Here is a 21,042-nt window from a genome sequence, read left to right on the forward strand (position 1 = left end):
CCTTCAGGCCTTCGCGCACCTGGCCACCGTGTCCCAGGTGCGCGTGGTGATGTCCTTGCCGAAGGTCTTCTCCAGCAGTTGCATGAAGACGGGGCCCTTGGCCTCCGGCACATAACTGCAGAACACCTCGGCACCATCCAGGCCCCAGATGCAGGCCTCGCCATGCGTGCGCGGCAGTGCTATGGGGCTGGCCTTCAGCGGCTCGCGCAGGAAGGTCACGACGCGCTTGGACCCGGCGCGCAGCTTGAACGCCGTGAACGGGTCGGCCTCGATGAGCTGCTGCAGGTGCTGGCTGGAGCGCACATGCGTCTCGAAACTCCTGCCCATGCCGGCCTGCATCGCCGCCTCCAGCCGCTTGCGCAGCGTGGCGGCCGAGGCCGCACGCGGCGTGTCGAAGGCGACGTTGCCGCTGCTCAGCAGCGTCTTCACGTTCGTGAACCCGGCCGCCTCCAGGCTGCGTTGCAGCTCGGGCATCTTGCAGTTCATCGGGCTCACACCGCGGAGCAGGGCGACGTAGCGGGGCATGGCGGGTTCGTGCGGGCGGGGATGCCCGAACGCTACCCCAACCGGGCGCTGGTGCAGGCGTATTGCCGTGGCGACATGCCCGCATGTCGCCGGAACGCCGTGCTGAAGGTGCTGGTGGACGCATACCCCACGCGCTCGGCCACGGCGGCGATGCCCAGCTCGCCGCTGCGAAGCAGGCCGCGTGCGATCTGCATGCGCCAGCCCAGCAGGTATTCCATCGGAGCCACGCCGACCTTGCGCGTGAAGCGTTCGAAGAAGGCCGAGCGCGACAGTGCCGCCGCCGCTGCCAGCTGCCCCACGGTCCATGCATGCTCGGGCTGGGCGTGCATGCGCTGCAGGGCGACCGCCACGCGCTCGTCGCCCAGGCCACGCAGCAGGCCCGGCGGCGCGCTGCCGGCCGTGGTGGCGCGCATGGCCTCCACCAGCATCAGCGCCACCAGCTGCGCGCGCATGAACTCGCCGCCGGGCAGCTGCTGCTCGTACTCCTCGCCCACCAGCCGCACCAGCTGGGCCAGTCGCGCCGAGCCCTGCACGTGCACGACGCGCGGCAACAGCGACACCAGCAGACCCGCGTCGTCTGAATCGAACAGGAAGGCACCGCCCAGCGACAGCATGTCGGGCTCACCGCCCGGCGCGCCATAGCGCACCTCGCCGTGGCCGCCAATGCTGTGCGGATCGATGTGCACCGGCATGGCGGGCTCGAAGCTGGCGATGGTGAACGCCGGCGTGGCCGGCAACAGCACGAAGTCGCCAGCCGCGAAGGTGACGGGCTCGTGGCCGTCCACCGTCAGGCCGCACTGCCCGGCCAGCATGATGCAGAAGCTGGGCCGGCCGTACTCGGCAAAGCGCACGGCCCAGGCGCCCTTGCCGCTGATGAGGTTGGCGAACACCGCGCGTGGCTGCAACAGCTGCACCACCTGGGTCAGCGGGTCGCTCATCGGCAGCAGCTCGGCGGGTCGTCGGGCTGGTCCCTGGCATGGCCGTGCGCGACGGCGGCTGGATGGTGGAGCGGCGGGTTCATGGGCGGGTATTGATGGCGGGTTCGCCAGCCGCATTGTGAGCAGCCAGCACCTCGCCCGGCGCGCGGGTCACGGAGGCCGCGGCGAGCACACTGAACACGACGACGCCCAGGTACAGCGCAGCGCCGGCCTTCATGGCCGCCCCAGGGCTCGCGCCAGCGCCACGGCGTCGGCACCGGCGGCGATGTGCAGCCGCTCGGTCGTGTCGTTCGCGGCGTCCCAGACCGCCTGGGCCACGTCGGCTTCGGTGGTCACCGGGCCCGGATGGGCGAAGGCCGTGAAGATGGGATCGGCGAACGGCTGGTAGGCCGGCGGGATGAGCCCCCGCATGCGCGCACCGCCGTTCTCGGCGAAGCGCGTGCTGGGCCCGTAGCCCGGCTGCACCAGCTTCACGCGGATGCCGAACGCTGCCAGCTCATGGGCCACGGAGCCGGTCAGCCCCTCCACCGCCGTCTTGCTGGCCGTGTAGACGCCGGCCAGCGGGAAGGACGCCAGCGTGGTGCTGGACGTCACGTTGACGATGACACCGGCGCGGCGTTCGCGGAACTGCGGTATGACGGCCTGCATCATGGCCATGACGCCGAAGGTGTTGGTCTCGAAGATCTCGCGGGCCAGGGCCAGCGGCGTGGCCTCGAATGCGCCGACCACGCCGATGCCGGCGTTGTTGACCAGCACGTCGACCGGGCCGACCGCGCCCAGCGCGGCAGCGATGCTGTCGGGCTGGGTCACGTCCAACGCGGTGACACGCATGCGCTCAGAGGTCGGAAGCAGCTCGGGCCGTGGCTGGCGCATCGTCGCGACGACGTTCCAGCCCAGGTCGTGGAAGTGGCGCGCGGTGGCCAGGCCATAGCCGGACGAGCAGCCGGTGATGAGAACGGTTTTCATGAGGACTCCGGAGGTGGGTTGCGGTGACTGAACGATAGACAGCCACACCCGGATCAACTACGGCGTCTAGTCCGCGATTGTTTTGCCAAAGTCCAGAATCGGCCTCAACCCGTGCGGGCTCACTGCATGGCAGCCGCCAGCGCCTCCCGCGTCACGTCATCCGTCGGGAACAGATGCTCCACCTTCAACGACGCCAGCGTGATGTCCAGCGGCGTGCCGAAGCTGGTGACGGTGGAAAAGAAGCTCAGGGTCCGGCCATCCGCCGCGCGCAGCCGGAAGGCCAGCACGGGCAGGTTGCCGGCGGGCTCGCCGGCGGTCCAGGGTTGCAGCGTGGGGCGCAGTTCGTCCAGCAGCTTGCGCAGGCGCGGCAGGTGTTCGGCCTCGCGGCTGGCGCGGGCCCACATCTCGTTGCACAGCCAGGCCTCGTCCACGCACAGGGAGCGCAGGCCGCCGGGCGCGAACACGGCGCGCAGCAGGTTCAGCGGCTGGGCCAGCATGGCTTCGCCGGGCAAGCCCAGCAGCGCCAGCAGCCGCGCCAGGCCGGCGTTGCCCATGACCACGTTGTACTCGCCGTCCAGCACCAGCGCCGGCGCCGCGCCATTGGCGTGGATGAGCTGCTCCAGCGCGGCACGCACCGGCGCCATCTCGGGCGCGTCCAGCGCGCGCTCGGCGTGGGCCGGCGCGTAGCCCGCGGCCAGCAGCGCCTGGTTGCGCTCCTCCAGTGACGCGCCCAGCGCGTCCAGCAGCGCGATGAGCGTTTCGCGGCCGGCGCGCGCGCGGCCGGTCTCGATGCAGCTGAGGTGGCGTTGCGAGACACCGGCGCGCAGCGACAGCTCCAGCTGGCTGACGCGGCGCGACTTGCGCAGGGTGGCGAGGGTGGCGGTCATGTCGATGGCGTGGGCAGCAGATGGACGGCGCCTGCCACGAGCAGCAGGACCAGCGCGACGATGTCGAGCTTGAAGACGGTGGCCAGCGCGGGCGGCAAGGGCCCGGCCGGCAACGCCAGCAGCAGGAACGACGCGACGCTGACGATACCCGCCAGCAGCCCGGCGCCGCGCAGCGCGGGCTGCCACGCCGCCCAGGCCAGGCCCGCGGCGAGCAGGCCGAACAGCACGGCGCGGTGGCGCAGCAGCAGCTCCAGCGCGGGGTCGCGGGCGTCGACGCCGTACAGCGTCTGCAGCTTGGCGGCGCCCAGCACGCCGGCCAGCGGCAGCGCGTGCAGCAGCGCGACGAGCACGAGGGTGACAGGAACGAGTGGCTTCATGGGCCTGCACCTTAGGCCTTGCACCGCCGCGCGGCGATGACCTCGGAGGTCATTGCGGCGACGCACGGCGACGCCGAGCATGGCGCCACTTTCAACCCACAGGAGATCGCCATGCGACCCGCTCTGATCCTCGTCCTCGCCGCCTTTGGTGCCTACTCGCTGTACGTGATCTGGGAGATGGGCTACGTGGGCCTTTGGGAAGCCTGCATGGCCAACATCGGCACCTGGCAGCTGCTGCTGGACTTCATCATCATGTCGGTGCTGGCCGTGGGCTGGATGGCCCGCGACGCACGGCGCACGGGCCGCAGCTTCTGGCCGTATGCGCTCATCACGATCAGCGCCGGCTCGTTCGGGCCGCTGCTGTATCTGCTGCTGGCGCCGCGCAAGTCCGGCGCGCGGCTGGGGCGTGAGGCAACGGCCTGAATACGCCCCTCGGCAATGTCAGCGCTGGCCGGCGGCCTGCGCTGCGCGTGCCTTGTCGGTGTACATCTTGTACTGCGGGATCGCGACCGCCGCGAGGATGCCGATGAAGAACACCACCGGCAGGATCAGGCCCAGCAGCCGCACGCCCAGGTTGTTGGGCGGCGGCGGCGGGCCGAAGCGGTTGGCGCCCTTGGTGCCGGGCCAGAACATCCATGCGAACGCGATGACCGGGATGATCAGCGTCGCCGTCCACCAGCCGCTGATGCCCATGTCGTGGCAGCGCTTGATGCCGGTGATGACGCTGAACCACAGGAACACCAGGAACAACACCCCCACCGCCGCCATGAAGGCCGTCATATTGCCCACAAGCGCCATGGTCAGGCCGCTGATCAGGATGTTGTAGACGATGCCGGCCGCGGTCGCATAGGCCAGATAGCGCAGCCGGCCGATGCGGCCCTGCGACGAGAACAGCTTCAGCTCGCCGACGCCCCCTTCGAGCGCGACGTCCTCCACATGGGCGCGCGGGGCCGCGTACTGGTTCATTGCCGATTCGGTCATGGTTCCTCCGTGAGAACTGGGGCTACAAAAGGCCGGCACGCTTGACCTGGTGATAACGGTTCACCAGCGTGGCAGCGAGGGCGCGGGGTTCGACGTCGATGGACAGCTTGTCGTGGTCCACGACGCGGGCGAAGGCGTCGTGGCGGGCCTGGGACATCAGGTGGGCGCTGGCCACGGCCACGGCGTCTTCGGGGTCGTCAATGGCCTGCCCGGCGATGCGGCCCAGCGCGGTCTCGCGCAGGCTGGCCAGCAGCACCAGATGGCGGCGGCGCAGCAGGCGCAGCGCGGGCTGCAGCTCGGGCGAGTCCTCGTCGCGGAAGTTGGTCAGGATGATGACCAGCGAGCGGCGGCGCAGCCGGCGCGTCAGCGTCTCGGCGGCGTCCAGGTAGTCGGAATGGTGGCCGCCGGGCTGCAGGTCGTGCATCTTGTTCATCAGCACGTTCAACGTGCCCATGCCCTTGCGCGGCGCGCAGTCGCACCGGGCGCCTTCCTCGCAGCCAAAGGTCATCGCGCCCACCTCGTCGCCCTCGGTCAGCGCCACGTAGGCCAGCAGCATCAGCGCGTCCAGCGCGTCGTCGAAATGACTGTTCTCGCCGCTGCCGACGGACTGCTCGTCGGCGCGCATGCGGCGGCCGCAGTCCAGCAGGAACATCACGCACTGGTCGCGCTCGTCCTGGTACTCGCGCACCACGGGCCGGCGGTGGCGCAGCGAGGCCTTGGCGTCGAGATGGCGCAGCGGGTCGCCGCGCTTGTACTCGGCGAGCTGGCGGAAGTCCGTGCCCTGGCCGCGCTGCACGAAGTTCTTGATGCCCATCTGCGCCAGGCGGCGGTCGCCCGACAGCCAGGCATAACGCGCCAGCGCGGCGAAGTTCGGGTAGACGCGCAGGCGCTGCGGCTCGCCCAGGCGCTCGCGGATCTCGAAGCAGCCGGCGCGGCTACGCCACAGCAGCTGCGTGACGCCCAGCGCCGCCATGCCACGCTGGCGTGCCGTCGCGTGAAAGCTCAAGTGGCTGCGGCTTTGTGCCGACACGGTGAGCTGGCGCGGCAGGCCCTCGAAGTCGAACAGCGGGTCCAGCTCGTCGAAGACCTGCAGCCGCCAGGCCAGCGCGCCGGGGTTGACGAGGGCCAGCTTCAGCTCGGTGCGCGCGCCGATGGCGAACGCGGCCGGCAGCCGGCGCTCGACACGCAGGCCGCCGCGAGTCCACAAGCGCAGGCTGCGCCACAGATCGAACGCCGCAAAGGCGATCAGCGCCAGCAGCAGACCGACACCCACCGGCGCCACCACGGCCAGCGGCGCGCCCAGGCTCAGCACCAGCGCAGCGGCCAGGCCCAGGCCCGCCAGCACGGCGATGGCTGCCCGTGTGGGCAGGACGATGCGGCGACGGCCGTTCAAAGCCGGGGCGCCTCCACGCTGTCCAGCGCCGCCTGCAGCAGCTCGTCCAGGTCGCGGCCCTCGATCTGCGCGTCGGGCGCCATCGTCACGCGGTGGCGCAGCACGGCCAGCGCCTGCGCGGCCACGTCGTCGGGCGTGACGAAATCGCGGCCGCCGATCAGCGCCGTCGCGCGCGCGGTGCGCACCAGCGCGACGCTGCCGCGCGGGCCGGCGCCCACCTCCAGTCCCGGCCAGTTGCGCGTGGCGCGCACGACGCGCACCGCATAGTCCACGACCTTGGCGTCCACATGCACCAGCCCCGCCAGGCGCTGCAGCTCCAGCACCTGCACGTCGTCCAGCACCGGCTGCACGGCCTCCAGCGGCAGCTCGTGGCCGGCACGGCCGGTGGTGACCAGCTGCACCACCGCCGCCTCCTCGTCGTGCGTGGGGTAGCCGATGTTCACCTGCAGCAGGAAGCGGTCCAGCTGCGCCTCCGGCAGCGGGTAGGTGCCTTCGGTGTCCACCGGGTTCTGCGTGGCCATCACGAGGAAGGGCCTGGGCAGCGGCAGCGTCTGGCCCTCCAGCGTGGCCTGGTACTCCTGCATCACCTCCAGCAGCGCGCTCTGCGTCTTGGCGGGCGCGCGGTTGATTTCATCGGCCAGCAGCAGGTTGGTGAACACCGGGCCCTTGCGCACGCGCAGCCGGCCCAGGCCGACGCCGGTGTCGTCCAGCACGCTGTGGCCCACGACGTCGGCCGGCATCAGGTCGGGCGTGAACTGCACGCGCGCGTACTGCAGCTTCAGCGCCTGCGACAGCGCACGCGCCAGCAGCGTCTTGCCCAGGCCCGGCACGCCCTCCACCAGCACATGGCCCGACGCCACCACGGCCACCAGCAGCTGCTCCACGGCCTGCGACTGGCCGACGACGGCCTTGGCTATCTCGTTGCGCAGCACGTGCAGCCATTGCGTGGCGAGCTTCAGTTCCTCGGGCTTGATCATGGGGCGGGTCTTTCGTCGGGAGTTCGGTGGAGCCGGCGCCGGGCCGCCTCCAGCACCTGCAGGTGCTGCGGCAGCTGGGCCCGGGTGCAGAAGCGCATGGACAGCGCGGTGGACAGTTCGTCGTGCGGCAGGCCGGTGGCCTCGGCGATGGCGCGCGCGCGCTCGGCCAGCGGCAGGCGCGCATAGCGCGGCAGCGTGCGCGTCGCGATCTCGTTGAGCGCGCGCTGCTGTGCCACCAGCAAGGCCTCGTGGCCGCTGCGGTGCAGATAGGCGCCCAGGCCGCGCACCTGCTCGGAGATGGAGCGGCGCAGCCGCGGCGCCGGCGCCAGCCGGGGGCCGAAGCGCACGGCCGCGCGCCACAGTGCCGCGGCCAGCGCAAGGCCAAAGATGGCAATGGCGATCCAGCCCTGCTGCCACAGCCAGGTCAGCAGCGGCTCGCGCTTCTCGTGCAGGTAGATCCAGGCGGTGGCGCCCGGCTCGGCCTGCACCACGGCCGCCAGCAGCGGCGGGAAGCCGCAGCCCAGCACGGTGGGGTTGTTGAAGACGCGGCCGCTGACGTTCAGCACCGTCACGCTGCCCTGGCCCAGCGGCACGCGCAGCGCCTGCGTGGTCTGCGTGGGCTCGACGAGCTTCAGCGTCCACGCCTCGTCATGGCCTTGTCTGGCCTGCAAGGTCTGGTACTCGGGAAACCAGTCGCAGACGGCCAGCCGCTCGACGCCCTCCCACAGCGGCGGCGTGGACGCCAGCGGGATGCGGCGCTCCACCACCGGCGCCCGCTTGAGCAGCACGCCGGAGGCCGCCACTGCCGGAGGCCTGGGCTTGGCGCCCTCGGGGCGCTTCAGGCCGAAGTCGCGCACCGGCACCCACGCCGCCAGGGCCGAGTCCTTCCAGTCCGCGTCCCGCGTCAGCACCAGATGGCCGCCACGCCGCACCCACTGGTGCAGCTGCTCGGCGCGCTCGGGCATCAGCTGCCAGTCGCCCGACAGCATCACCAGCCGCGCGCCCGGAGGTGGCAGCGCGTCCAGCGTTTCGTGGTGCGCCACCGTCATGCCCAGCTTGCGCAGCAGCTGCTCGAACGCGTAGACCGGGTTGTCGCGGGCCTCGCCGCGGGCGGGGCGCGGGCTGTCCTCCTCCACCCACTCGGTGCTGACCGACACCCACCAGGCGCCCAGCGCCATGCCCACCACGGCCAGCAGCCAGGCCAGGCGCTGCGCCGTCATGCCGTGCTCCCGGCTGCGATGGCGGGCAGCTGCGCATCAAAACCCTGGCACAGCGCCTCCAGCGCCTCGGGTGGCAGCGCACGGCGCGCATAGGCCACGCCCTGCCAGCCCGTCACCAGCTGCACGAGGAAGGCCTGCGACGCCGGTGCCAGCCGCTGGGCCGCCAGCGTCAGGCATTCGCGCTCCGTGCTGGCGGCACGTATCGGCACGCCGTGCGTGTGCACCAGCCGCGACAGCGCGCCGCGGTACAGCAGCGACAACGCGGCCCGCTGCTCGCCGCGCAGCCACAACACGCGCGCGGCGGCGCCGATGTCGTCGGGCAGGCTCTCGGGGCGGATGTCCAGCGTGCCCACATGCGTGGGCGGCAGGGCCGCCAACCCGGCGCTGCCGGGCTGCGCCTTCAGCCAGTCGCGCAGGCGCAGCAGCACCCAGACCAACAGGCCGGCGCCCACCAGCCACATCGCCACGCGCAGGCCGGCGGAGAGGTTGCCCAGCAGGTCGGTCCACCAGTTCAGGTCGTCGTCATCGGGCTTCTTTTTCTTCTTCTCGTCGTCATCCTTGAAGCGCAGCGTCTTGATCTTCTCCGTGCCGGGCAGCAGCGGGTCGGCCTCGACGGCACTGGCCGCCGCCTGCACGGCGCTGGCGCTCATCGCCGGCACGGGCTGGGCCACCGCGCGGCCCAGCGTCAGGCACAGCACCGCCAGCAGCACGCCCTCACGCAAACGCACGGCGGAACTCCTGTTCGATGTCCCAGGCCTCCAGCGCGACGCGCCGGTTCAGGTACATCGCAAAACCCGCGGCCACGTAGAAGGGCTCCAGGAACAGCACGACGATCAGATAGGCCGACGCCATCACCAGGTCCAGCCCCAGCTGGCCGGCCGGATGCGCGCCGGGGTTGAAGAACCAGTCCCAGATGTCGCTGGCGCGGTTCTCCGGCGCAAACCACCACAGCAAGGCCACCACGCCGTAGATCAGCACGCCCTCCGCATGCGCGAACGCCGTCTGCAGGGCCGTGGCCGCGCCGCGGTTGTCGTTCAGCATCAGCTTCGCCCGCGCGCGGCGGGCGCCACCGCCCTGGGCCTCCAGCTGCTCGATGGCCTGCGTGTAGGCCCGCCACGGCGAAAAGCGCCGCCACAGCAGCGTGCGCAGCAGCTGGCCGCCCCACACATGGCCGCGCGCGCGCCACAGGTCGCGCCAGGTCGTGGACTCGCCGAATACGGCCCGCGACATGACGAACAGCAGGCTGCGGTCCAGCCAGGGCTTGAGCCAGAACACGATGAGGATGGGCGCCCAGCCGGACAGGTCCACCGTGCACAGCGCCAGCGCACCGACGGCCAGCAGCAGCGGCGCGAAGCAGCGCCAGATCGAGCGTGCATGCCCACGCACCAGCGCCGCGCCCAGGTCGCAGGCCTCGCCCTGGGTGCGCGGGCGCAGCGCGATGGCCAGGCCGTCAACGCGCATGGGTCGCTCCCCGGCCGGCCAGCAGCAGCCACATCAGCACCAGCGCCCAGCACAGCGCGGCCACGCCGTACTTGACCGCCGGCGCGATCCAGACGGCGCTGGACCAGAAGGCCTCGAAGGCCGCCGCCACCAGCAGCAGCGCGAACGCCGCATAGACCAGCGGCACCGCCGCCAGCGCTGCCGTGCGCAGCGACTCCAGCCGCGTCATGCGGCCCGGCGCTAGCCAGCCCATGCCCAAACGCAGGCCGGCCGCGCCGGACAGCACGATGCCGGTCAGCTCGAAGGACGCATGCGTGGCCACGAAGGGCCAGAAGTTGTGGCCCAGATCCACGCGCGTCAGATGCCCGGCGACGGCACCGATCAGCAGGCCGTTGTAGACCAGCACGAAGGCGCTGCCCACGCCGGCCAGGATGCCGGCGCCAAAGCAGCGGAAGCCGATGCCGATGTTGTTGAAGATGTAGAAGCCGAACATGGTCCAGTCGCCGCCGGCCTCGCGCAGCCGGCCCATCGCGCTCTTGCCGTCGGCGTACATGGACTCATAACGTCGCAGCTGGTTGGCATCCAGCAGGTGCAGCGCGAAGTCGGGGCCTTGCAGCGCCAGCAAGAAGGACAGCAGCAAAGGCAACGCGAACAGCGCCAGCGCCACCCACACATAGCGGCCTTGTGCACGCACGGCGCAGGGCAGCTCCACGCGCAGCAGCCGGCCCAGGCGGCGCAGGCCGTAGTCCTGGCGGCGGTAGATGAGCTGGTGCGCGTCCTGCGCCATGTTCTCCAGCCGCGCGACCAGGTGGACGGGATAGGCGCGCGACTGCGCCAGCGCCAGGTTCTCGCAGACACGCCGGTAGCGCGTGGCCAGCAGCGCGCCGTCCACCGGCTTGCCCTGCCTGGCCTCCGCCAGCTGCTCGGCGAAGGCGTCCCAGCCGGGGCCGTACTCGGCCTCGAACCTCATCGGGGTCATGCGCGCCTCCCCATCAGCCACTGCGCCACGCCCAGCAGCCGCTGCGATGGCGTGCGCTTGGCCTCGCCAGGCTGCACGGGCTTCAGCACCGGGGTGGCCAAGGCGGCCAGCTCCTCGAAGCGAGCCGGCGTCAACCGCTTCGCGCGGCCCGCCCACGACAGCACGGCGGCCTGCTCGGTCGCGGTCAGCGGTCGCGCCGGCGCCAGCGCTTCGGCGGCCGGCGGCGCGTCGTGCAGCACCACGGGCCGTGCATGCACGACCAGCGTGCCCGCGGCCAGGTCGCCCAGCCGCTTGCACTCGCGGTTCAGCAGCATGCTCACGATGCCGAAGGCATAGCCCACCGGCAGGAAGTCCGCCACGCGCAGCAGGTTGCGCGTGAACGAGGCGGCCGGCGTCACGGGCAGGCCGGTGTCCATGACGACGCGCAGGTCCAGCGCACGCTTGCCCGGCGTGGCGCCGCCCCGGCCCAGCTCGAACACGATGGGATAGAGCCACTCCACGCAGAAGATGCCGATCAGCACCAGGCCCTTGCCCAGCCCGCCCCAGGCACCGAAGACCAGCACGATGGCGAGGTCGATGCCGAAGCGGATCAGCAGGTCCAGCAGGAAGGCCATCGTGCGCGCCACCAGCCCCGCGGGCTGCAGCGACAGCACGATGCCTTCCGGCGTCTCGACCAGGGCCAGCGTGTCGACGCGGGGCGCCGCCGCTGTGTGCAGCGCGTTCAGAGCTTGATCACCTGCGTGTCGGCGATGGAGTCATGCAGGCACTGGCGCGACTCGCGGAAGATCAGCAGCGAGTCGATGAGGCTGTAGACCATCACGGCGATCACGTTGAGGCTCATCACCAGCCCGATGCCGTAGCGCAGGCCCAGCAGACGAAAGGCGTCAGGCTTGGAGCCGTCGGTGCGCACGATGCGCAGCTTGAACATCATCTTGCCCAGCGTCTGGCCGCGCGTGAGCAGCGGCCAGCCCTGCAACAGCAGGAAGACGACCAGGCCCACCACCGTGGACAGCGGCTTCAGCGCGATCCCGCCCGCGGATTCTTCGGCTTCAAGCATCGACTGAAGTGCAGGCACCATGAGGATCACCGCGATCAGGCAGGCGGCAATCAACCCGTCGATCAGCGCCGCAACGAAGCGCACGCCACGCCCGGCCAGCACCGTCTGCTCGGGTGCGAGATCCGCCACATGCGCCTGCGGCGGCGCAAAGCGCTGGTCTGCAGCATCCGACATTCAACTCTCCCTGAAATTTTGGGCGGATTCTGCCGGGCCACGACGACGGGCGTGATGGGTGTATTCACCTGCGATGCAACCCACGCCGTGACGTCGCTCACAGCCTGTATCAACCCACCGTCAACCGCGACGCGGCACCGGCGTTCAGGGGATACCGGCGGCCCTTGCCGTCGACTCGACAACGGAAGCGCACACCATGACCACGTTGACCCTCACCTTCCAAGGCCGCCCCGGCGAAGCCCGCAAGGCCCTCGGCGGCCTGCTGCAGCGCTACCGCTCGGCCTACTTCGTGGAACGCAGCAGCAACGAGTACGCGGTGACGGCCGATGAGGCCACCGCCGCGGAGCTGGCCCGCCAGCCGCAGTGGTCCACGCAGCCGGCGCAGCGCTGAACCCTCACGCCGGCTCGATCACCACGCGCGGCCAGCGCTCGGCATAGCGCTTGGTGGCGCAGCGCTCACGGTAGGTCTCCAGGCTGACGCGCGCCGGGTTGCGGCGCACGCGCAGGCCCAGCAGGTCGTTCAGGCCCAGCGGCGCGATGACGTGCAACGCGTCGCGCGCATCCAGCCACACACCCACGGCCGTGGCCGGCTCTGGCCAGCTGGCGATGGCATCCTCCAACGACAGCAGCGGCGCCACCGCATGACCGAAATGCTGTTCGAACCACAGATGCACGCCGGCCTGGTTGGTGACCTCCCAGGGTAGACCGGGGCATAGCGCCGACAGCCGATGCTGCAGCTCGGCGTCACGCGCCGGGGCGAGGTCGGTGGCGCAAAAGTAGGCCAGGTCCACATCAGCCAGCGTGCTGTGCTGCGCATGTCCATGCAACGCGTCCCACACGAGGTTGCGCAGCGCGCCCGCGCCGATGCACCACGATGCCAGGCCCAGCTCGCGGCCGGCGCGCAAGGCCGCCATGAACCACGGTGCGGCCCGCACCAGGCAGGTCAGCCGCTCGACGTCGCTCACTTTGCCTTCTCGCGCTCCTGCAGGGCCCGCCACATGACCTTGCCGGTGGCGCTCTTGGGCAGGCTGTCGGCGAACTCGACGAGGGCCGGCACCTTGTAGGCCGCCATGTGGTCGCGGCACCAGGCGCGCAGGTCGTCGGCCGTCAGTGCCTCGTGGCCGGCGCGCCGCACGACGATGGCCTTGACCGTCTCGCCGCGGTAGGCATCGGGCGCCGACACGATGCAGGCCTCGGCGATGCCGGGGTGGGCGTGCATCAGGTTCTCCACCTCCGACGGCCAGACCTTGAAGCCGCTCGCGTTGATCATGCGCTTGAGCCGGTCGGTCATGAAGAAGTAGCCGTCGGCGTCCACATAGCCGATGTCGCCGGTGCGGAAGAAGCGCTTGCCGTCGAAGTCCATGAACGCGGCCTCGGTGGCGTCGGGCCGGCCCCAGTAGCCGTCAAACACCATGGGACCGTGCACGATGATCTCGCCGCTGTCGCCCGGCGGCAGTTCCTGCAGCGTGTCGGGGTCGATGACGCGCGCGTCGCAGCTCAGGTAGGGCACGCCCAGGCATTGCTGCTTGGGGGCGTCGTACGGGTTGCCATGGCTGGGCGCGGCGGTCTCGGTGAGGCCGTAGCCCTCCATGTAGCGCAGCCCCCAGCGCTGCCACAGGCGCTCGGCCACGGCCTGCGGCATGGCCGCGCCGCCCCCGCCTATGGTGACGAGGCTGGACAGATCGAACTGGTCCACCTGCGGGCTGGCCAGCAGGTCGATGACCATCGTCGGGATGTTGGTCCAGCGCGTGACGCGGTGCTGTGCGATGAGGCGGGCGGCGTACTCGCGCTGCCAGCGCGGCATCAGCACCAGCGCGGCGCCGCCGGCCAGCGTGCCGTGCATGACGACCACGATGCCGGTGATGTGGAACATGGGCAGCACGCCCAGCACGACGTCCTCGTGGCAGGCATTGGCCCACAGCGCGCCGGCGAACACGTTGTGCTGCAGGCTGGCGTGGCGGTGCATGCAGCCCTTGGGATGGCCGGTGGTGCCGCTGGTGTAGGGCAGCAGGGCCAGGTCTTGCGCGCCGACCTGCAACGCGGGCGGCGCGGCACTGCAGGCCAGTGCTTCGGCCCAGGCATGGGCGCCTGCCGGCAGCGCGTGCTCGGTGTTCAGCCAGTCGGCCCAGCCCGGGGGCAGGTCTTGCGCTTCGGCACGGCCGCCGGGTAGCGCCTCGGCCAGCCGCGTGACGAGCAGGTCCTGGGCCGCCATGCCGGCGGCCAGCCATTCGGCGCTGAGGTCGGCGCTGGTGACGGCCATCACCGCGCCGCTGTCCGCGATGAGGTGCTTCAGCTCGGCCGCGCGATTCATCGGGTTGACCGGCACGACCACCGCGTTGGCGGCGTGGATGGCGTAGTGCGCGATGACCAGCTGCGGACAGTTCTGCAGGCCCACCAGCACGCGATCGCCGCGTTTCACACCCCGCTGCGCGAGCCACGCGGCCACGCGTTCGACCTGGGCGGCCAGTTGGGCGTAGGTCGTCGTATCGCCCAGGAAGACCAGCGCCGGCCGCTGCGGGAAGCGCCGCGCGCTGACGAGCAGGTTGTCGGGCAACGCGGTGTCCGGCGGCGCGATGGCGTGCGGCACGCGAGCGGGCCAGAACTTGTGATGGGCACGGGTCATGCGGTCGTCTCCGGTTATGGGCCTCTTAGCACGGCGGCAATGGGTCGCGAAGGTTCCTCGCCAGGGGCTAATCAAGGCGCAGTGCGCCGCCCGCACTCGCGTGCGGGCCAGCGCTGCAACGCTGAGTAGCCCCTGGCGAGGGACCTTCCCGAAGGGTTGTGGTCAGAAAGGCCACGCGCCGCGTTGCAAATCCTCGCCGGGTACCCAACCCGGCTCCGGTTTGCGCCTTGCTCGCGGCCTTTCTGACCACAACGCGGCCCATTGCCGCCGTGCTAAGAGGCCCTGCCGACCACGAGATAGACGCCCAGCAGCGTCACGCCCATGCCGGCGATGGCTTGTGCGCCGAGTGTCTCGCCGAACAGCAACCACGCCATCACCGAGGTGACAGAGGGCACCAGATACATGGTGCTGGACACGGCCGTCACGCGGCCGTGGCGCAGCATGTAGAACATGAGGCTGATGCCGCCGGCCGTCAGCACCAGGATGCTCCAGGCCATCGCGAGGATCACGTCGGCGGTCCACTGGATGCGCATGGGTTCCAGCGCCCAGGCCAGCGGCAGCGTGACGGCCAGCGACGCGGCGAACTGCACGACCTGGCCGGTGCGCAAGTCGAAGTGGGGCACGAAGCGCTTCTGGTACAGCGTGCCGCCGGTGATGGCCAGCAGCGCCATCAGGCACAGCAGCAGCGGCGTGCCGTAGCTGCCGCCCAGGTTGAGCTTGTGCCAGATGACCAGAACCACGCCTGCCAGGCCCAGCGCGACGCCCAGCCACTGCCGCGGCGCGACGCGCTCGCCGATCAGCGGCGCCGCGGCCGCCACCAGCACCGGCTGCAGGTTGACGATGAGGGCCGCCGTGCCGGCTGGCAGCCCCTGGCGGATGGAGACCCAGACGCCCGCGAGGTAGATCGCCTGGATGCCCAGGCCCGAGATGGCCAGGTGCAGCATGTCGCGCGGGGACGGCCAGGCCGCGCGCGCCGCGAATGCCAGCGCCAGCATCAGCGCCACGACGCCGGCATAGCGCCAGGCCAGGAAGGTCAGCGGGTCGGCGTACGGTGCGGCCAGCTTGGCGACGATGTAGCCGGTGGCCCAGATGAAGATGAACAGCGGCGGGGCGAGGCGGTCGAGCAAGAAGGAGGCGCGCATGAGGCGGCCATCATGCCTGGGCCGTTTCCGCGGGCCGTTGGTCATCGGCCGCTATCAACTCACGCAGGCAGCGCAGGCACAGGCACTGGCCGGGGTAGTCGCGCGCCAGCTGCTCGCGCTGAGGCTCGGTCAGGCGGATGCCGAAGCAGTCGCAATGGCCCGCGTTGGCGCCGCACTCGAAGCCGCCGCCGCAGCGCGGGCAGCGGACGTCGAGCGGCGTGGCGGTCATTTCGCGCACTCGCGCAGCCCGGCCTCGCAGAGTTCGGCCAGCACGCCGGTGTCGATGTCCGACAGCCGTTTGATGTAGATGCAGCCCTTGCCCACGCGGTGCTTGCCCAGCCGGGCCAGCGTGTCGGCGTACTGGCTGGCATCGCAGGTGATGTACAGGCTGATGTCGCCCTTGCCGCCGGCGCCGCTGGCGAAGCCGATCTGGAAGATGTCGCCCTCGCGGCCACTGTCGTACTTGTAGTGGTGGTCGCCGAAACCCACCATGCGGCCCCACATGCGCGGCGGGTGGCCGCTGACACGCTGCATCAGCGCCACCAGCGCCTGACAGTCGGCCGCGCGCGCCTCGGGCTGTGTGGCGATGAAGGCCTGGACATCGGTGTCGGTGGGGACGGTCTTGTTGGCCATGGAAAGCTCCGGGTCAGAGCGGCGATTGTGGATCGTCATCGCTGCCGGGCAGCGGCGTGGCCCGCGCGAGCGCCATCCAGGTCGCGAAGTCGGGCTTGTGCGCGCGCTTGGGCGCCGGCCGGGCCAGTTCAAGATGGCCGGCGTGGGCGACCAGCACGCCGAACTCGGGCGGGATCTCCTCGGCCTCGGCGATGCCGGCCTGGATGACGAACCAGCACTGGCTGCTGAGCGCACGGTAGGCGGCGGACTTGGCCGGGCGGCGCAACTCGCCCAGCAGGTCGGCGCGGCTGACCTTGATCTCGTGGATGGCGGGCTCGAGGTAATCCTCCACCGTGCTGTGGCGGATGGAGTAGACGTCGGGCATCGCGTTGACCCATTGCGTGGTGCCGTCCTCGCGCGGCAGGCCCGCACGCAGCGTCAGGCCGCGCCAGGCGATGCGGCCGGCGCGTTGCATCTCGGTGGCGACGCGCTCGACCAGGCCTTCGTGCGCGTCCCGCACGGCACGGTTGCGCGTCAGCGACTCGGCGATCAGCGCCACGCCCGTGTCCGTCACGCGCAGCCGTTCACGGCCGCCTGGCTCGGCCAGGCGCTCCAGCCAGCCGCCGGCCAGCAGTTCGATCTCGACGAGGTCCTGGCAGGGCCAGCCGGCGCTGCGCCAGACCAGGCGCAGGCGCTGCAGATGGACGCGGGTGGGTGCAGACGGCATGGCGCGATTTTGAAGCGCAGGCAAGAAAAAACCCCCGGGCCGGAGGGCGCGGGGGTTCTTGTGCTGCGGCGCAGCGCCGGGCTTAACGCTCGCGGCGGGGCAGCGCGCTCATGCCAGGCACCGGCGACGTGGTCGTGCCGGTGGTGCTGGTGGTGGGCACCGCGAAGAACGTGAACACGCTGTTGGCCGGGAAGGCCAGCGTGGCGTTCGTGTAGATGGACGACGCGTTGGTGGGCACCGTCACGTCGACCTGCGAGCTGGCCGTCGACGAGATGTTGTTGACCGCCGACGACGTACCCGGCGCCACGTTGGTGGCGATGGCGCTGAAGTCCACGTTCAGCGACGTGCTGGTGGTGGGCAGCGCGTTGACCAGGCGAACCTTCACGTTGCCGTTGACGGTGGGCAGGCGGTTGTCGTCGTCCAGCACCGACAGCTTGGGCGCAGCAGCGTCGCCCCAGACCAGCAGCGTGTAGTCCTTGCCGGCGGCCAGAGTCGGCGCGGTGAAGGTGACCGGAGCGCCGTTGACCTGCGTGGTCAGCGTGCTGGCGCCGGAGGCGGTGGTCACGTAGTCGGAGATCAGCGGGCTGATGGCCGTGCTGAACATTTGCTGGCCGTTGATCGTCGAGCCGACGGTGGAGGCGGCAGTCAGCGCCGCCACGGTGCGCACGCGGCTTTGCGTGTTGGCGAAGTTCTTGACCGCGCCCTTTTGCACCATGGTGATGCCGTTGACCAGCACGCCACCATCAGAAGCGGTCAGGATCAGCGTGTTGACGGTGGCGGAATCCAGCGTGATGGCCGGGATGTCCAGGCGCAGGTCGGCGCCACGCTTGTTATAGCCGGTCACGCGGACACGGAAGGTGCCCGAGTTGATCTGGATGTAGCCGCTGCCGGAACCGCCCTGCAGGTTGGACGTCAGCGCAGTGGCGGTGTCCAACGAGTCGGTGGCGGTCGTCACGTAGACGTCCAGCGCGCCGGCGTCGGGCGCCAGGTTCATGACCAGCAGCTTGGCCTTGTTGGCCTCGGGCACGGTCTCGGTTTCTTCCAGCAGCGCGGTGCGCACGGCACCGGCGAAGCCGTAGACGATCTGGGTGTAGTTGGTGCCGCCCTTCAGCGTGGGCGTGATCGCCGCGACGCTGGTGCCGACATTGCTCTCCAGGATCTTGGTGGCCGTGTTGTTGGTGTCCACGGTGCCGTACTCGCCGGCCGTGGCGTACGCGACCTTGCTGTTGATGGCCTTGGTGTTGACCTCCAAATCCAGCTGGGCATAGGAGCGCGTGGCATTGAGCAGGCGGATCTGCGTGTTGCTGTCGCCGTCGCCGCCGCCGCCGCAGGCGGTCAGGAAGGCAGTGGCCGACAGGCTCAGCGTCAAGGCCAGTCGGGTGGCCCAGGGGGTGAATCGCATCGAGAACTCTCCGAAAAAACCAAACCGCTGGGTTCTAGCCCATTGACGCGGACTCGCGATTAGAACTCAAGCTGGAGATCTCACCATGACCGCCGTCTATCGCCCGGTGAAGAACTGTTGCTGGAAAACCCGCAGCCGGGTTGGTGAGACCCCTCCAATTCAAACGCCGCGGCGCTGGCTAGCATCGGTTGCATGAGCTATCCCCACCTTCTCGCCCCGCTGGATCTCGGCTTCACGACGCTGAGGAACCGCGTGCTGATGGGCAGCATGCACACGGGCCTGGAGGACGGGCGCAAGCACTTCGATCGCATGGCCGCCTACTTCGCCGAGCGCGCCCGAGGCGAGGTGGGGCTGATCGTCACCGGCGGCTTCGCGCCCAACATCGAGGGCTGGGCCAAGCCGTTCGCCGGCACGCTGGCGACCTCAGGTGCGGCACGACGGCATCGCGTCATCACCGACGCCGTGCATGCGGAGGGCGGCAAGATCGCGCTGCAGATCCTGCACACCGGCCGCTACGGCTACTCGCCGCTGTGCGTGGCGCCGTCGCGCATCCAGAGCCCCATCACGCCGTTCACGCCGCGCGAGCTGAGCGCGCGCGGCATCGAGCGACAGATCCGCGCCTTCATCCGCTGCGCCAAGCTGGCCCGCGAGGCCGGCTACGACGGCGTGGAGGTGATGGGGTCAGAGGGTTATTTCATCAACCAGTTCCTCGTCACGCACACCAACCAGCGCGACGACGGCTGGGGCGGCTCCTACGAGAACCGCATGCGGCTGCCGCTGGAGATCCTGGCCCGCATGCGCGAGGCGGTGGGACCGGACTTCATCATCATCTACCGGCTGTCGATGCTGGACCTCATCCCCAATGGCAGCAGCTGGGACGAGGTGCTGGAACTGGCCCGGCGCGTGGCGCGCGGCGGTGCGACCATCATCAACACCGGCATCGGCTGGCACGAGGCGCGCGTGCCCACCATCGCGACCAGCGTGCCGCGCGCGGGCTTTGCGTGGGTGACGGCCAAGCTGCGGGCGCAACTGCGCGCCGAAGGCATCACGACGCCGCTGATCACCAGCAACCGCATCAACACGCCGGAGGTGGCCGAAGGCGTGCTGGCGGAAGGCTCGGCCGACATGGTGTCGATGGCGCGGCCCTTCCTGGCCGACCCGCTGTTCGTGAAGAAGGCGCGCGAGAACCGCGCCGACGAGATCAACACCTGCATCGCCTGCAACCAGGCCTGCCTGGACCACACCTTCCAGCAGCAGATCTCCACCTGCCTGGTGAACCCGCACGCGGCCTACGAGCAGCTGCTGGTGGTGCGGCCGGTCAAGGGAGAGAAGAAGCGGGTCGCGGTCGTCGGCGCCGGCCCGGCGGGCCTCGCCGCAGCGACGACGCTGGCCGAGCGCGGCCATGCGGTGACGCTGTTCGACGCGGCACACGAGATCGGCGGCCAGTTCAACATGGCCAAGCGCGTGCCGGGCAAGGAGGAGTTCAGCGAAACGCTGCGCTACTTCGGCCGCCGCATCCAGATCACCGGCGTGGACTTGCGTCTGAACTGTCGGGTCTCGGCCGACGAGCTGAAGGGCTTCGACGAGGTGCTGCTGGCCACCGGTGTCAGCGCGCGGGACCCCAGGATCGCGGGCCAGGCCGAGGGTCAGGCGCGTGGCCAGGTGCTGAGCTACATCGACGTGCTGCGCCACGACAAGCCGGTGGGCGCGCGTGTGGCCATCGTGGGCGCCGGCGGCATCGGCTTCGACATGGCCGAGTACCTGCTCGAAGCCGGCCACTCGCTGACGCTGGACCCCGCCGCCTGGCGCCGCCACTGGGGCGTGGGCGACCCGGAACAGGTGCGCGCCGGCCTGCTGCGGCCGGCTCCCGCGGCGGCCACGCGCCAGATCACGCTGCTGCAGCGCAAGACCGGCAAACCCGGCGCGGGCCTGGGCAAGACGACCGGCTGGATACACCGAGCCGCCCTGAAAATGAAGAACGTGGACATGCTGGCCGGCGTCAACTACGAGCAGATCACGCCCGAGGGGCTGTGGGTCAGCTACGGCGAGAAGCGGGCCGATGCGCAGCTCATCGAGGCCGACACCATCGTGCTGTGCGCCGGCCAGGAGCCGCTGCGCGAACTGCAGGCTCCACTGCAGGCGGCCGGCGTCAGCGTGCACCTGATCGGCGGTGCGCTGGAGGCTGGCGAACTGGACGCCAAGCGGGCGATCCGGCAGGGCACCGAGTTGGCCTGCAAGCTGTAATCAGCCCTGGGACAGTTCCCACAGCTGGTAGAGCGTGTCGTTGTCGTGCTCGGTGATCTCCAGACCCTGGGACAGCTCGAAGCTGGAGTCGTACCAGCCACAGATCTCGGGCTTCGCCACGCCAGCGATCAGCGGGCGCTGGCGCACCGGCGCAAATACGGCCGGCTTGGAGTTGGACCAGGGTTGCTGCGACGAGCTGAAGAATTGCATGGCGGGCTCCGGTTTCTGAGGTGTTCGACGTCGTGATCAACGTCACACCGTCAGCATCGGCGCCGGGCCTTTTTCGGGACATCACCCAGAGGGTGGGACGAGGGGGGAGGCCATCACCACCCCTCCCCCTCCATTCCCCCTGAAGGGGGACAAAATATGGGGTCAGAG

General features: G+C 70.4%; 26 protein-coding genes. 3 read left to right on the top strand and 23 right to left on the bottom strand.

Features of this window, described 5'->3' with window-relative positions; translation table 11 throughout:
- Positions 1-3 precede the first annotated feature (3 nt).
- The 6 genes from J2X21_RS24185 to J2X21_RS24210 all read right to left on the bottom strand — a co-directional run bounded on the left by J2X21_RS24185 (position 4) and on the right by J2X21_RS24210 (position 3,693).
- Positions 4-525: a DUF1697 domain-containing protein gene (locus J2X21_RS24185; RefSeq protein ID WP_310332694.1), complete on the bottom strand. Its 522-nt coding sequence runs from the start codon at positions 523-525 to the stop codon at positions 4-6.
- Between the two features lie 32 nt (positions 526-557).
- A complete protein-coding gene (locus J2X21_RS24190) occupies positions 558-1,463 on the bottom strand; it encodes an AraC family transcriptional regulator (RefSeq protein ID WP_310332695.1) in 906 nt (301 codons plus the stop codon).
- Positions 1,464-1,542: 79 nt separating this feature from the next.
- On the bottom strand, positions 1,543-1,680 hold the full coding sequence (locus tag J2X21_RS24195; RefSeq protein WP_310332696.1) for a hypothetical protein: 138 nt from the start codon (positions 1,678-1,680) through the stop codon (positions 1,543-1,545).
- Positions 1,677-2,429: an SDR family oxidoreductase gene (locus J2X21_RS24200; protein WP_310332697.1), complete on the bottom strand. Its 753-nt coding sequence runs from the start codon at positions 2,427-2,429 to the stop codon at positions 1,677-1,679. Before J2X21_RS24200 ends, J2X21_RS24195 begins: the two co-directional genes overlap by 4 nt.
- 119 nt (positions 2,430-2,548) lie before the next feature.
- Complete coding sequence (locus J2X21_RS24205) at positions 2,549-3,316, bottom strand: helix-turn-helix domain-containing protein (protein ID WP_310332698.1); 768 nt, start codon at positions 3,314-3,316, stop codon at positions 2,549-2,551.
- The gene (locus J2X21_RS24210; protein WP_310332699.1) at positions 3,313-3,693 is read right to left on the bottom strand and encodes a phosphopantetheine adenylyltransferase; all 381 of its coding nucleotides are present in this window, start codon (positions 3,691-3,693) and stop codon (positions 3,313-3,315) included. Before J2X21_RS24210 ends, J2X21_RS24205 begins: the two co-directional genes overlap by 4 nt.
- A 111-nt stretch (positions 3,694-3,804) precedes the next feature.
- Between J2X21_RS24210 and J2X21_RS24215 the strand changes: the two genes are divergently transcribed.
- On the top strand, positions 3,805-4,116 hold the full coding sequence (locus J2X21_RS24215; protein ID WP_310332700.1) for a DUF2834 domain-containing protein: 312 nt from the start codon (positions 3,805-3,807) through the stop codon (positions 4,114-4,116).
- An 18-nt stretch (positions 4,117-4,134) separates the two neighbouring features.
- On the opposite strand, the gene J2X21_RS24220 is transcribed toward J2X21_RS24215, so the two are convergent.
- From J2X21_RS24220 to J2X21_RS24260, 9 genes are all read right to left on the bottom strand, one after another.
- On the bottom strand, positions 4,135-4,674 hold the full coding sequence (locus tag J2X21_RS24220) for a DUF805 domain-containing protein (protein WP_310332701.1): 540 nt from the start codon (positions 4,672-4,674) through the stop codon (positions 4,135-4,137).
- Positions 4,675-4,696: 22 nt separating this feature from the next.
- Positions 4,697-6,067 (bottom strand): DUF58 domain-containing protein, encoded by a 1,371-nt coding sequence (locus J2X21_RS24225; protein WP_310332702.1) that lies wholly within the window; start codon positions 6,065-6,067, stop codon positions 4,697-4,699.
- A complete protein-coding gene (locus J2X21_RS24230) occupies positions 6,064-7,044 on the bottom strand; it encodes an AAA family ATPase (protein ID WP_310332703.1) in 981 nt (326 codons plus the stop codon). Before J2X21_RS24230 ends, J2X21_RS24225 begins: the two co-directional genes overlap by 4 nt.
- Positions 7,041-8,264, bottom strand: a complete 1,224-nt coding sequence (locus J2X21_RS24235) for a DUF4350 domain-containing protein (RefSeq protein ID WP_310332704.1) — start codon at positions 8,262-8,264, stop codon at positions 7,041-7,043. Before J2X21_RS24235 ends, J2X21_RS24230 begins: the two co-directional genes overlap by 4 nt.
- Positions 8,261-8,992 carry a DUF4129 domain-containing protein gene (locus tag J2X21_RS24240; protein WP_310332705.1) on the bottom strand — a complete coding sequence of 244 codons (732 nt, stop codon included), beginning with the start codon at positions 8,990-8,992 and terminating at the stop codon, positions 8,261-8,263. The genes J2X21_RS24235 and J2X21_RS24240 overlap by 4 nt, the downstream gene beginning before the upstream one ends.
- On the bottom strand, positions 8,979-9,725 hold the full coding sequence (locus J2X21_RS24245; RefSeq protein ID WP_310332706.1) for a hypothetical protein: 747 nt from the start codon (positions 9,723-9,725) through the stop codon (positions 8,979-8,981). The genes J2X21_RS24240 and J2X21_RS24245 overlap by 14 nt, the downstream gene beginning before the upstream one ends.
- Positions 9,715-10,683 carry a stage II sporulation protein M gene (locus J2X21_RS24250; RefSeq protein WP_310332707.1) on the bottom strand — a complete coding sequence of 323 codons (969 nt, stop codon included), beginning with the start codon at positions 10,681-10,683 and terminating at the stop codon, positions 9,715-9,717. The genes J2X21_RS24245 and J2X21_RS24250 overlap by 11 nt, the downstream gene beginning before the upstream one ends.
- Positions 10,680-11,336, bottom strand: a complete 657-nt coding sequence (locus J2X21_RS24255) for an RDD family protein (protein ID WP_310332708.1) — start codon at positions 11,334-11,336, stop codon at positions 10,680-10,682. Before J2X21_RS24255 ends, J2X21_RS24250 begins: the two co-directional genes overlap by 4 nt.
- Positions 11,337-11,404: 68 nt before the next feature.
- Positions 11,405-11,914, bottom strand: coding sequence for an RDD family protein (locus tag J2X21_RS24260; protein ID WP_310332709.1), 510 nt, complete (start codon positions 11,912-11,914; stop codon positions 11,405-11,407).
- A 196-nt stretch (positions 11,915-12,110) separates the two neighbouring features.
- Here J2X21_RS24260 and J2X21_RS24265 point away from each other — a divergent pair, with 196 nt between their 5' ends.
- On the top strand, positions 12,111-12,305 hold the full coding sequence (locus tag J2X21_RS24265) for a hypothetical protein (protein WP_310332710.1): 195 nt from the start codon (positions 12,111-12,113) through the stop codon (positions 12,303-12,305).
- A 4-nt stretch (positions 12,306-12,309) separates the two neighbouring features.
- On the opposite strand, the gene J2X21_RS24270 is transcribed toward J2X21_RS24265, so the two are convergent.
- From J2X21_RS24270 to J2X21_RS24300, 7 genes are all read right to left on the bottom strand, one after another.
- Entirely contained in the window at positions 12,310-12,828 is a 519-nt protein-coding gene (locus tag J2X21_RS24270; protein WP_310332846.1) for a nucleotidyltransferase family protein, read from the bottom strand.
- Between the two features lie 47 nt (positions 12,829-12,875).
- Positions 12,876-14,537 (bottom strand): long-chain-fatty-acid--CoA ligase, encoded by a 1,662-nt coding sequence (locus J2X21_RS24275; protein ID WP_310332711.1) that lies wholly within the window; start codon positions 14,535-14,537, stop codon positions 12,876-12,878.
- 272 nt (positions 14,538-14,809) lie between these two features.
- The gene (locus J2X21_RS24280; RefSeq protein ID WP_310332712.1) at positions 14,810-15,679 is read right to left on the bottom strand and encodes a DMT family transporter; all 870 of its coding nucleotides are present in this window, start codon (positions 15,677-15,679) and stop codon (positions 14,810-14,812) included.
- Positions 15,680-15,689: 10 nt separating this feature from the next.
- Positions 15,690-15,908 (bottom strand): cysteine-rich CWC family protein, encoded by a 219-nt coding sequence (locus tag J2X21_RS24285; RefSeq protein WP_310332713.1) that lies wholly within the window; start codon positions 15,906-15,908, stop codon positions 15,690-15,692.
- A complete protein-coding gene (locus tag J2X21_RS24290; protein WP_310332714.1) occupies positions 15,905-16,312 on the bottom strand; it encodes a DUF1801 domain-containing protein in 408 nt (135 codons plus the stop codon). The genes J2X21_RS24285 and J2X21_RS24290 overlap by 4 nt, the downstream gene beginning before the upstream one ends.
- 13 nt (positions 16,313-16,325) lie before the next feature.
- A complete protein-coding gene (locus J2X21_RS24295; RefSeq protein ID WP_310332715.1) occupies positions 16,326-17,018 on the bottom strand; it encodes a hypothetical protein in 693 nt (230 codons plus the stop codon).
- An 82-nt stretch (positions 17,019-17,100) separates the two neighbouring features.
- Positions 17,101-18,420: a DUF4397 domain-containing protein gene (locus J2X21_RS24300; RefSeq protein WP_310332716.1), complete on the bottom strand. Its 1,320-nt coding sequence runs from the start codon at positions 18,418-18,420 to the stop codon at positions 17,101-17,103.
- 192 nt (positions 18,421-18,612) lie between these two features.
- Between J2X21_RS24300 and J2X21_RS24305 the strand changes: the two genes are divergently transcribed.
- Complete coding sequence (locus tag J2X21_RS24305) at positions 18,613-20,664, top strand: FAD-dependent oxidoreductase (protein WP_310332717.1); 2,052 nt, start codon at positions 18,613-18,615, stop codon at positions 20,662-20,664.
- On the opposite strand, the gene J2X21_RS24310 is transcribed toward J2X21_RS24305, so the two are convergent.
- Positions 20,665-20,874: a hypothetical protein gene (locus tag J2X21_RS24310; RefSeq protein ID WP_310332718.1), complete on the bottom strand. Its 210-nt coding sequence runs from the start codon at positions 20,872-20,874 to the stop codon at positions 20,665-20,667.
- Positions 20,875-21,042 lie beyond the last annotated feature (168 nt).

Origin of the sequence: Roseateles asaccharophilus, from assembly GCF_031458115.1 — a bacterium.
GTDB lineage: Bacteria > Pseudomonadota > Gammaproteobacteria > Burkholderiales > Burkholderiaceae_C > Pelomonas > Pelomonas asaccharophilus_A.

Excerpts from the sequence above, each read along its gene's own strand:
- J2X21_RS24305 (WP_310332717.1), top strand. The coding sequence starts at position 18,613 with ATGAGCTATCCCCACCTTCTCGCCCCGCTGGATCTCGGCTTCACGACG.
- J2X21_RS24300 (WP_310332716.1), bottom strand. The coding sequence starts at position 18,420 with ATGCGATTCACCCCCTGGGCCACCCGACTGGCCTTGACGCTGAGCCTG.
- J2X21_RS24195 (WP_310332696.1), bottom strand. The coding sequence starts at position 1,680 with ATGAAGGCCGGCGCTGCGCTGTACCTGGGCGTCGTCGTGTTCAGTGTG.
- J2X21_RS24290 (WP_310332714.1), bottom strand. The coding sequence starts at position 16,312 with ATGGCCAACAAGACCGTCCCCACCGACACCGATGTCCAGGCCTTCATC.
- J2X21_RS24210 (WP_310332699.1), bottom strand. The coding sequence starts at position 3,693 with ATGAAGCCACTCGTTCCTGTCACCCTCGTGCTCGTCGCGCTGCTGCAC.
- J2X21_RS24270 (WP_310332846.1), bottom strand. The coding sequence starts at position 12,828 with ATGGCGGCCTTGCGCGCCGGCCGCGAGCTGGGCCTGGCATCGTGGTGC.
- J2X21_RS24260 (WP_310332709.1), bottom strand. The coding sequence starts at position 11,914 with ATGTCGGATGCTGCAGACCAGCGCTTTGCGCCGCCGCAGGCGCATGTG.
- J2X21_RS24220 (WP_310332701.1), bottom strand. The coding sequence starts at position 4,674 with ATGACCGAATCGGCAATGAACCAGTACGCGGCCCCGCGCGCCCATGTG.
- J2X21_RS24200 (WP_310332697.1), bottom strand. The coding sequence starts at position 2,429 with ATGAAAACCGTTCTCATCACCGGCTGCTCGTCCGGCTATGGCCTGGCC.
- J2X21_RS24215 (WP_310332700.1), top strand. The coding sequence starts at position 3,805 with ATGCGACCCGCTCTGATCCTCGTCCTCGCCGCCTTTGGTGCCTACTCG.
- J2X21_RS24275 (WP_310332711.1), bottom strand. The coding sequence starts at position 14,537 with ATGACCCGTGCCCATCACAAGTTCTGGCCCGCTCGCGTGCCGCACGCC.
- J2X21_RS24185 (WP_310332694.1), bottom strand. The coding sequence starts at position 525 with ATGCCCCGCTACGTCGCCCTGCTCCGCGGTGTGAGCCCGATGAACTGC.
- J2X21_RS24205 (WP_310332698.1), bottom strand. The coding sequence starts at position 3,316 with ATGACCGCCACCCTCGCCACCCTGCGCAAGTCGCGCCGCGTCAGCCAG.
- J2X21_RS24230 (WP_310332703.1), bottom strand. The coding sequence starts at position 7,044 with ATGATCAAGCCCGAGGAACTGAAGCTCGCCACGCAATGGCTGCACGTG.
- J2X21_RS24265 (WP_310332710.1), top strand. The coding sequence starts at position 12,111 with ATGACCACGTTGACCCTCACCTTCCAAGGCCGCCCCGGCGAAGCCCGC.
- J2X21_RS24295 (WP_310332715.1), bottom strand. The coding sequence starts at position 17,018 with ATGCCGTCTGCACCCACCCGCGTCCATCTGCAGCGCCTGCGCCTGGTC.
- J2X21_RS24280 (WP_310332712.1), bottom strand. The coding sequence starts at position 15,679 with ATGCGCGCCTCCTTCTTGCTCGACCGCCTCGCCCCGCCGCTGTTCATC.
- J2X21_RS24250 (WP_310332707.1), bottom strand. The coding sequence starts at position 10,683 with ATGACCCCGATGAGGTTCGAGGCCGAGTACGGCCCCGGCTGGGACGCC.
- J2X21_RS24235 (WP_310332704.1), bottom strand. The coding sequence starts at position 8,264 with ATGACGGCGCAGCGCCTGGCCTGGCTGCTGGCCGTGGTGGGCATGGCG.
- J2X21_RS24310 (WP_310332718.1), bottom strand. The coding sequence starts at position 20,874 with ATGCAATTCTTCAGCTCGTCGCAGCAACCCTGGTCCAACTCCAAGCCG.
- J2X21_RS24190 (WP_310332695.1), bottom strand. The coding sequence starts at position 1,463 with ATGAGCGACCCGCTGACCCAGGTGGTGCAGCTGTTGCAGCCACGCGCG.
- J2X21_RS24285 (WP_310332713.1), bottom strand. The coding sequence starts at position 15,908 with ATGACCGCCACGCCGCTCGACGTCCGCTGCCCGCGCTGCGGCGGCGGC.
- J2X21_RS24245 (WP_310332706.1), bottom strand. The coding sequence starts at position 9,725 with ATGCGCGTTGACGGCCTGGCCATCGCGCTGCGCCCGCGCACCCAGGGC.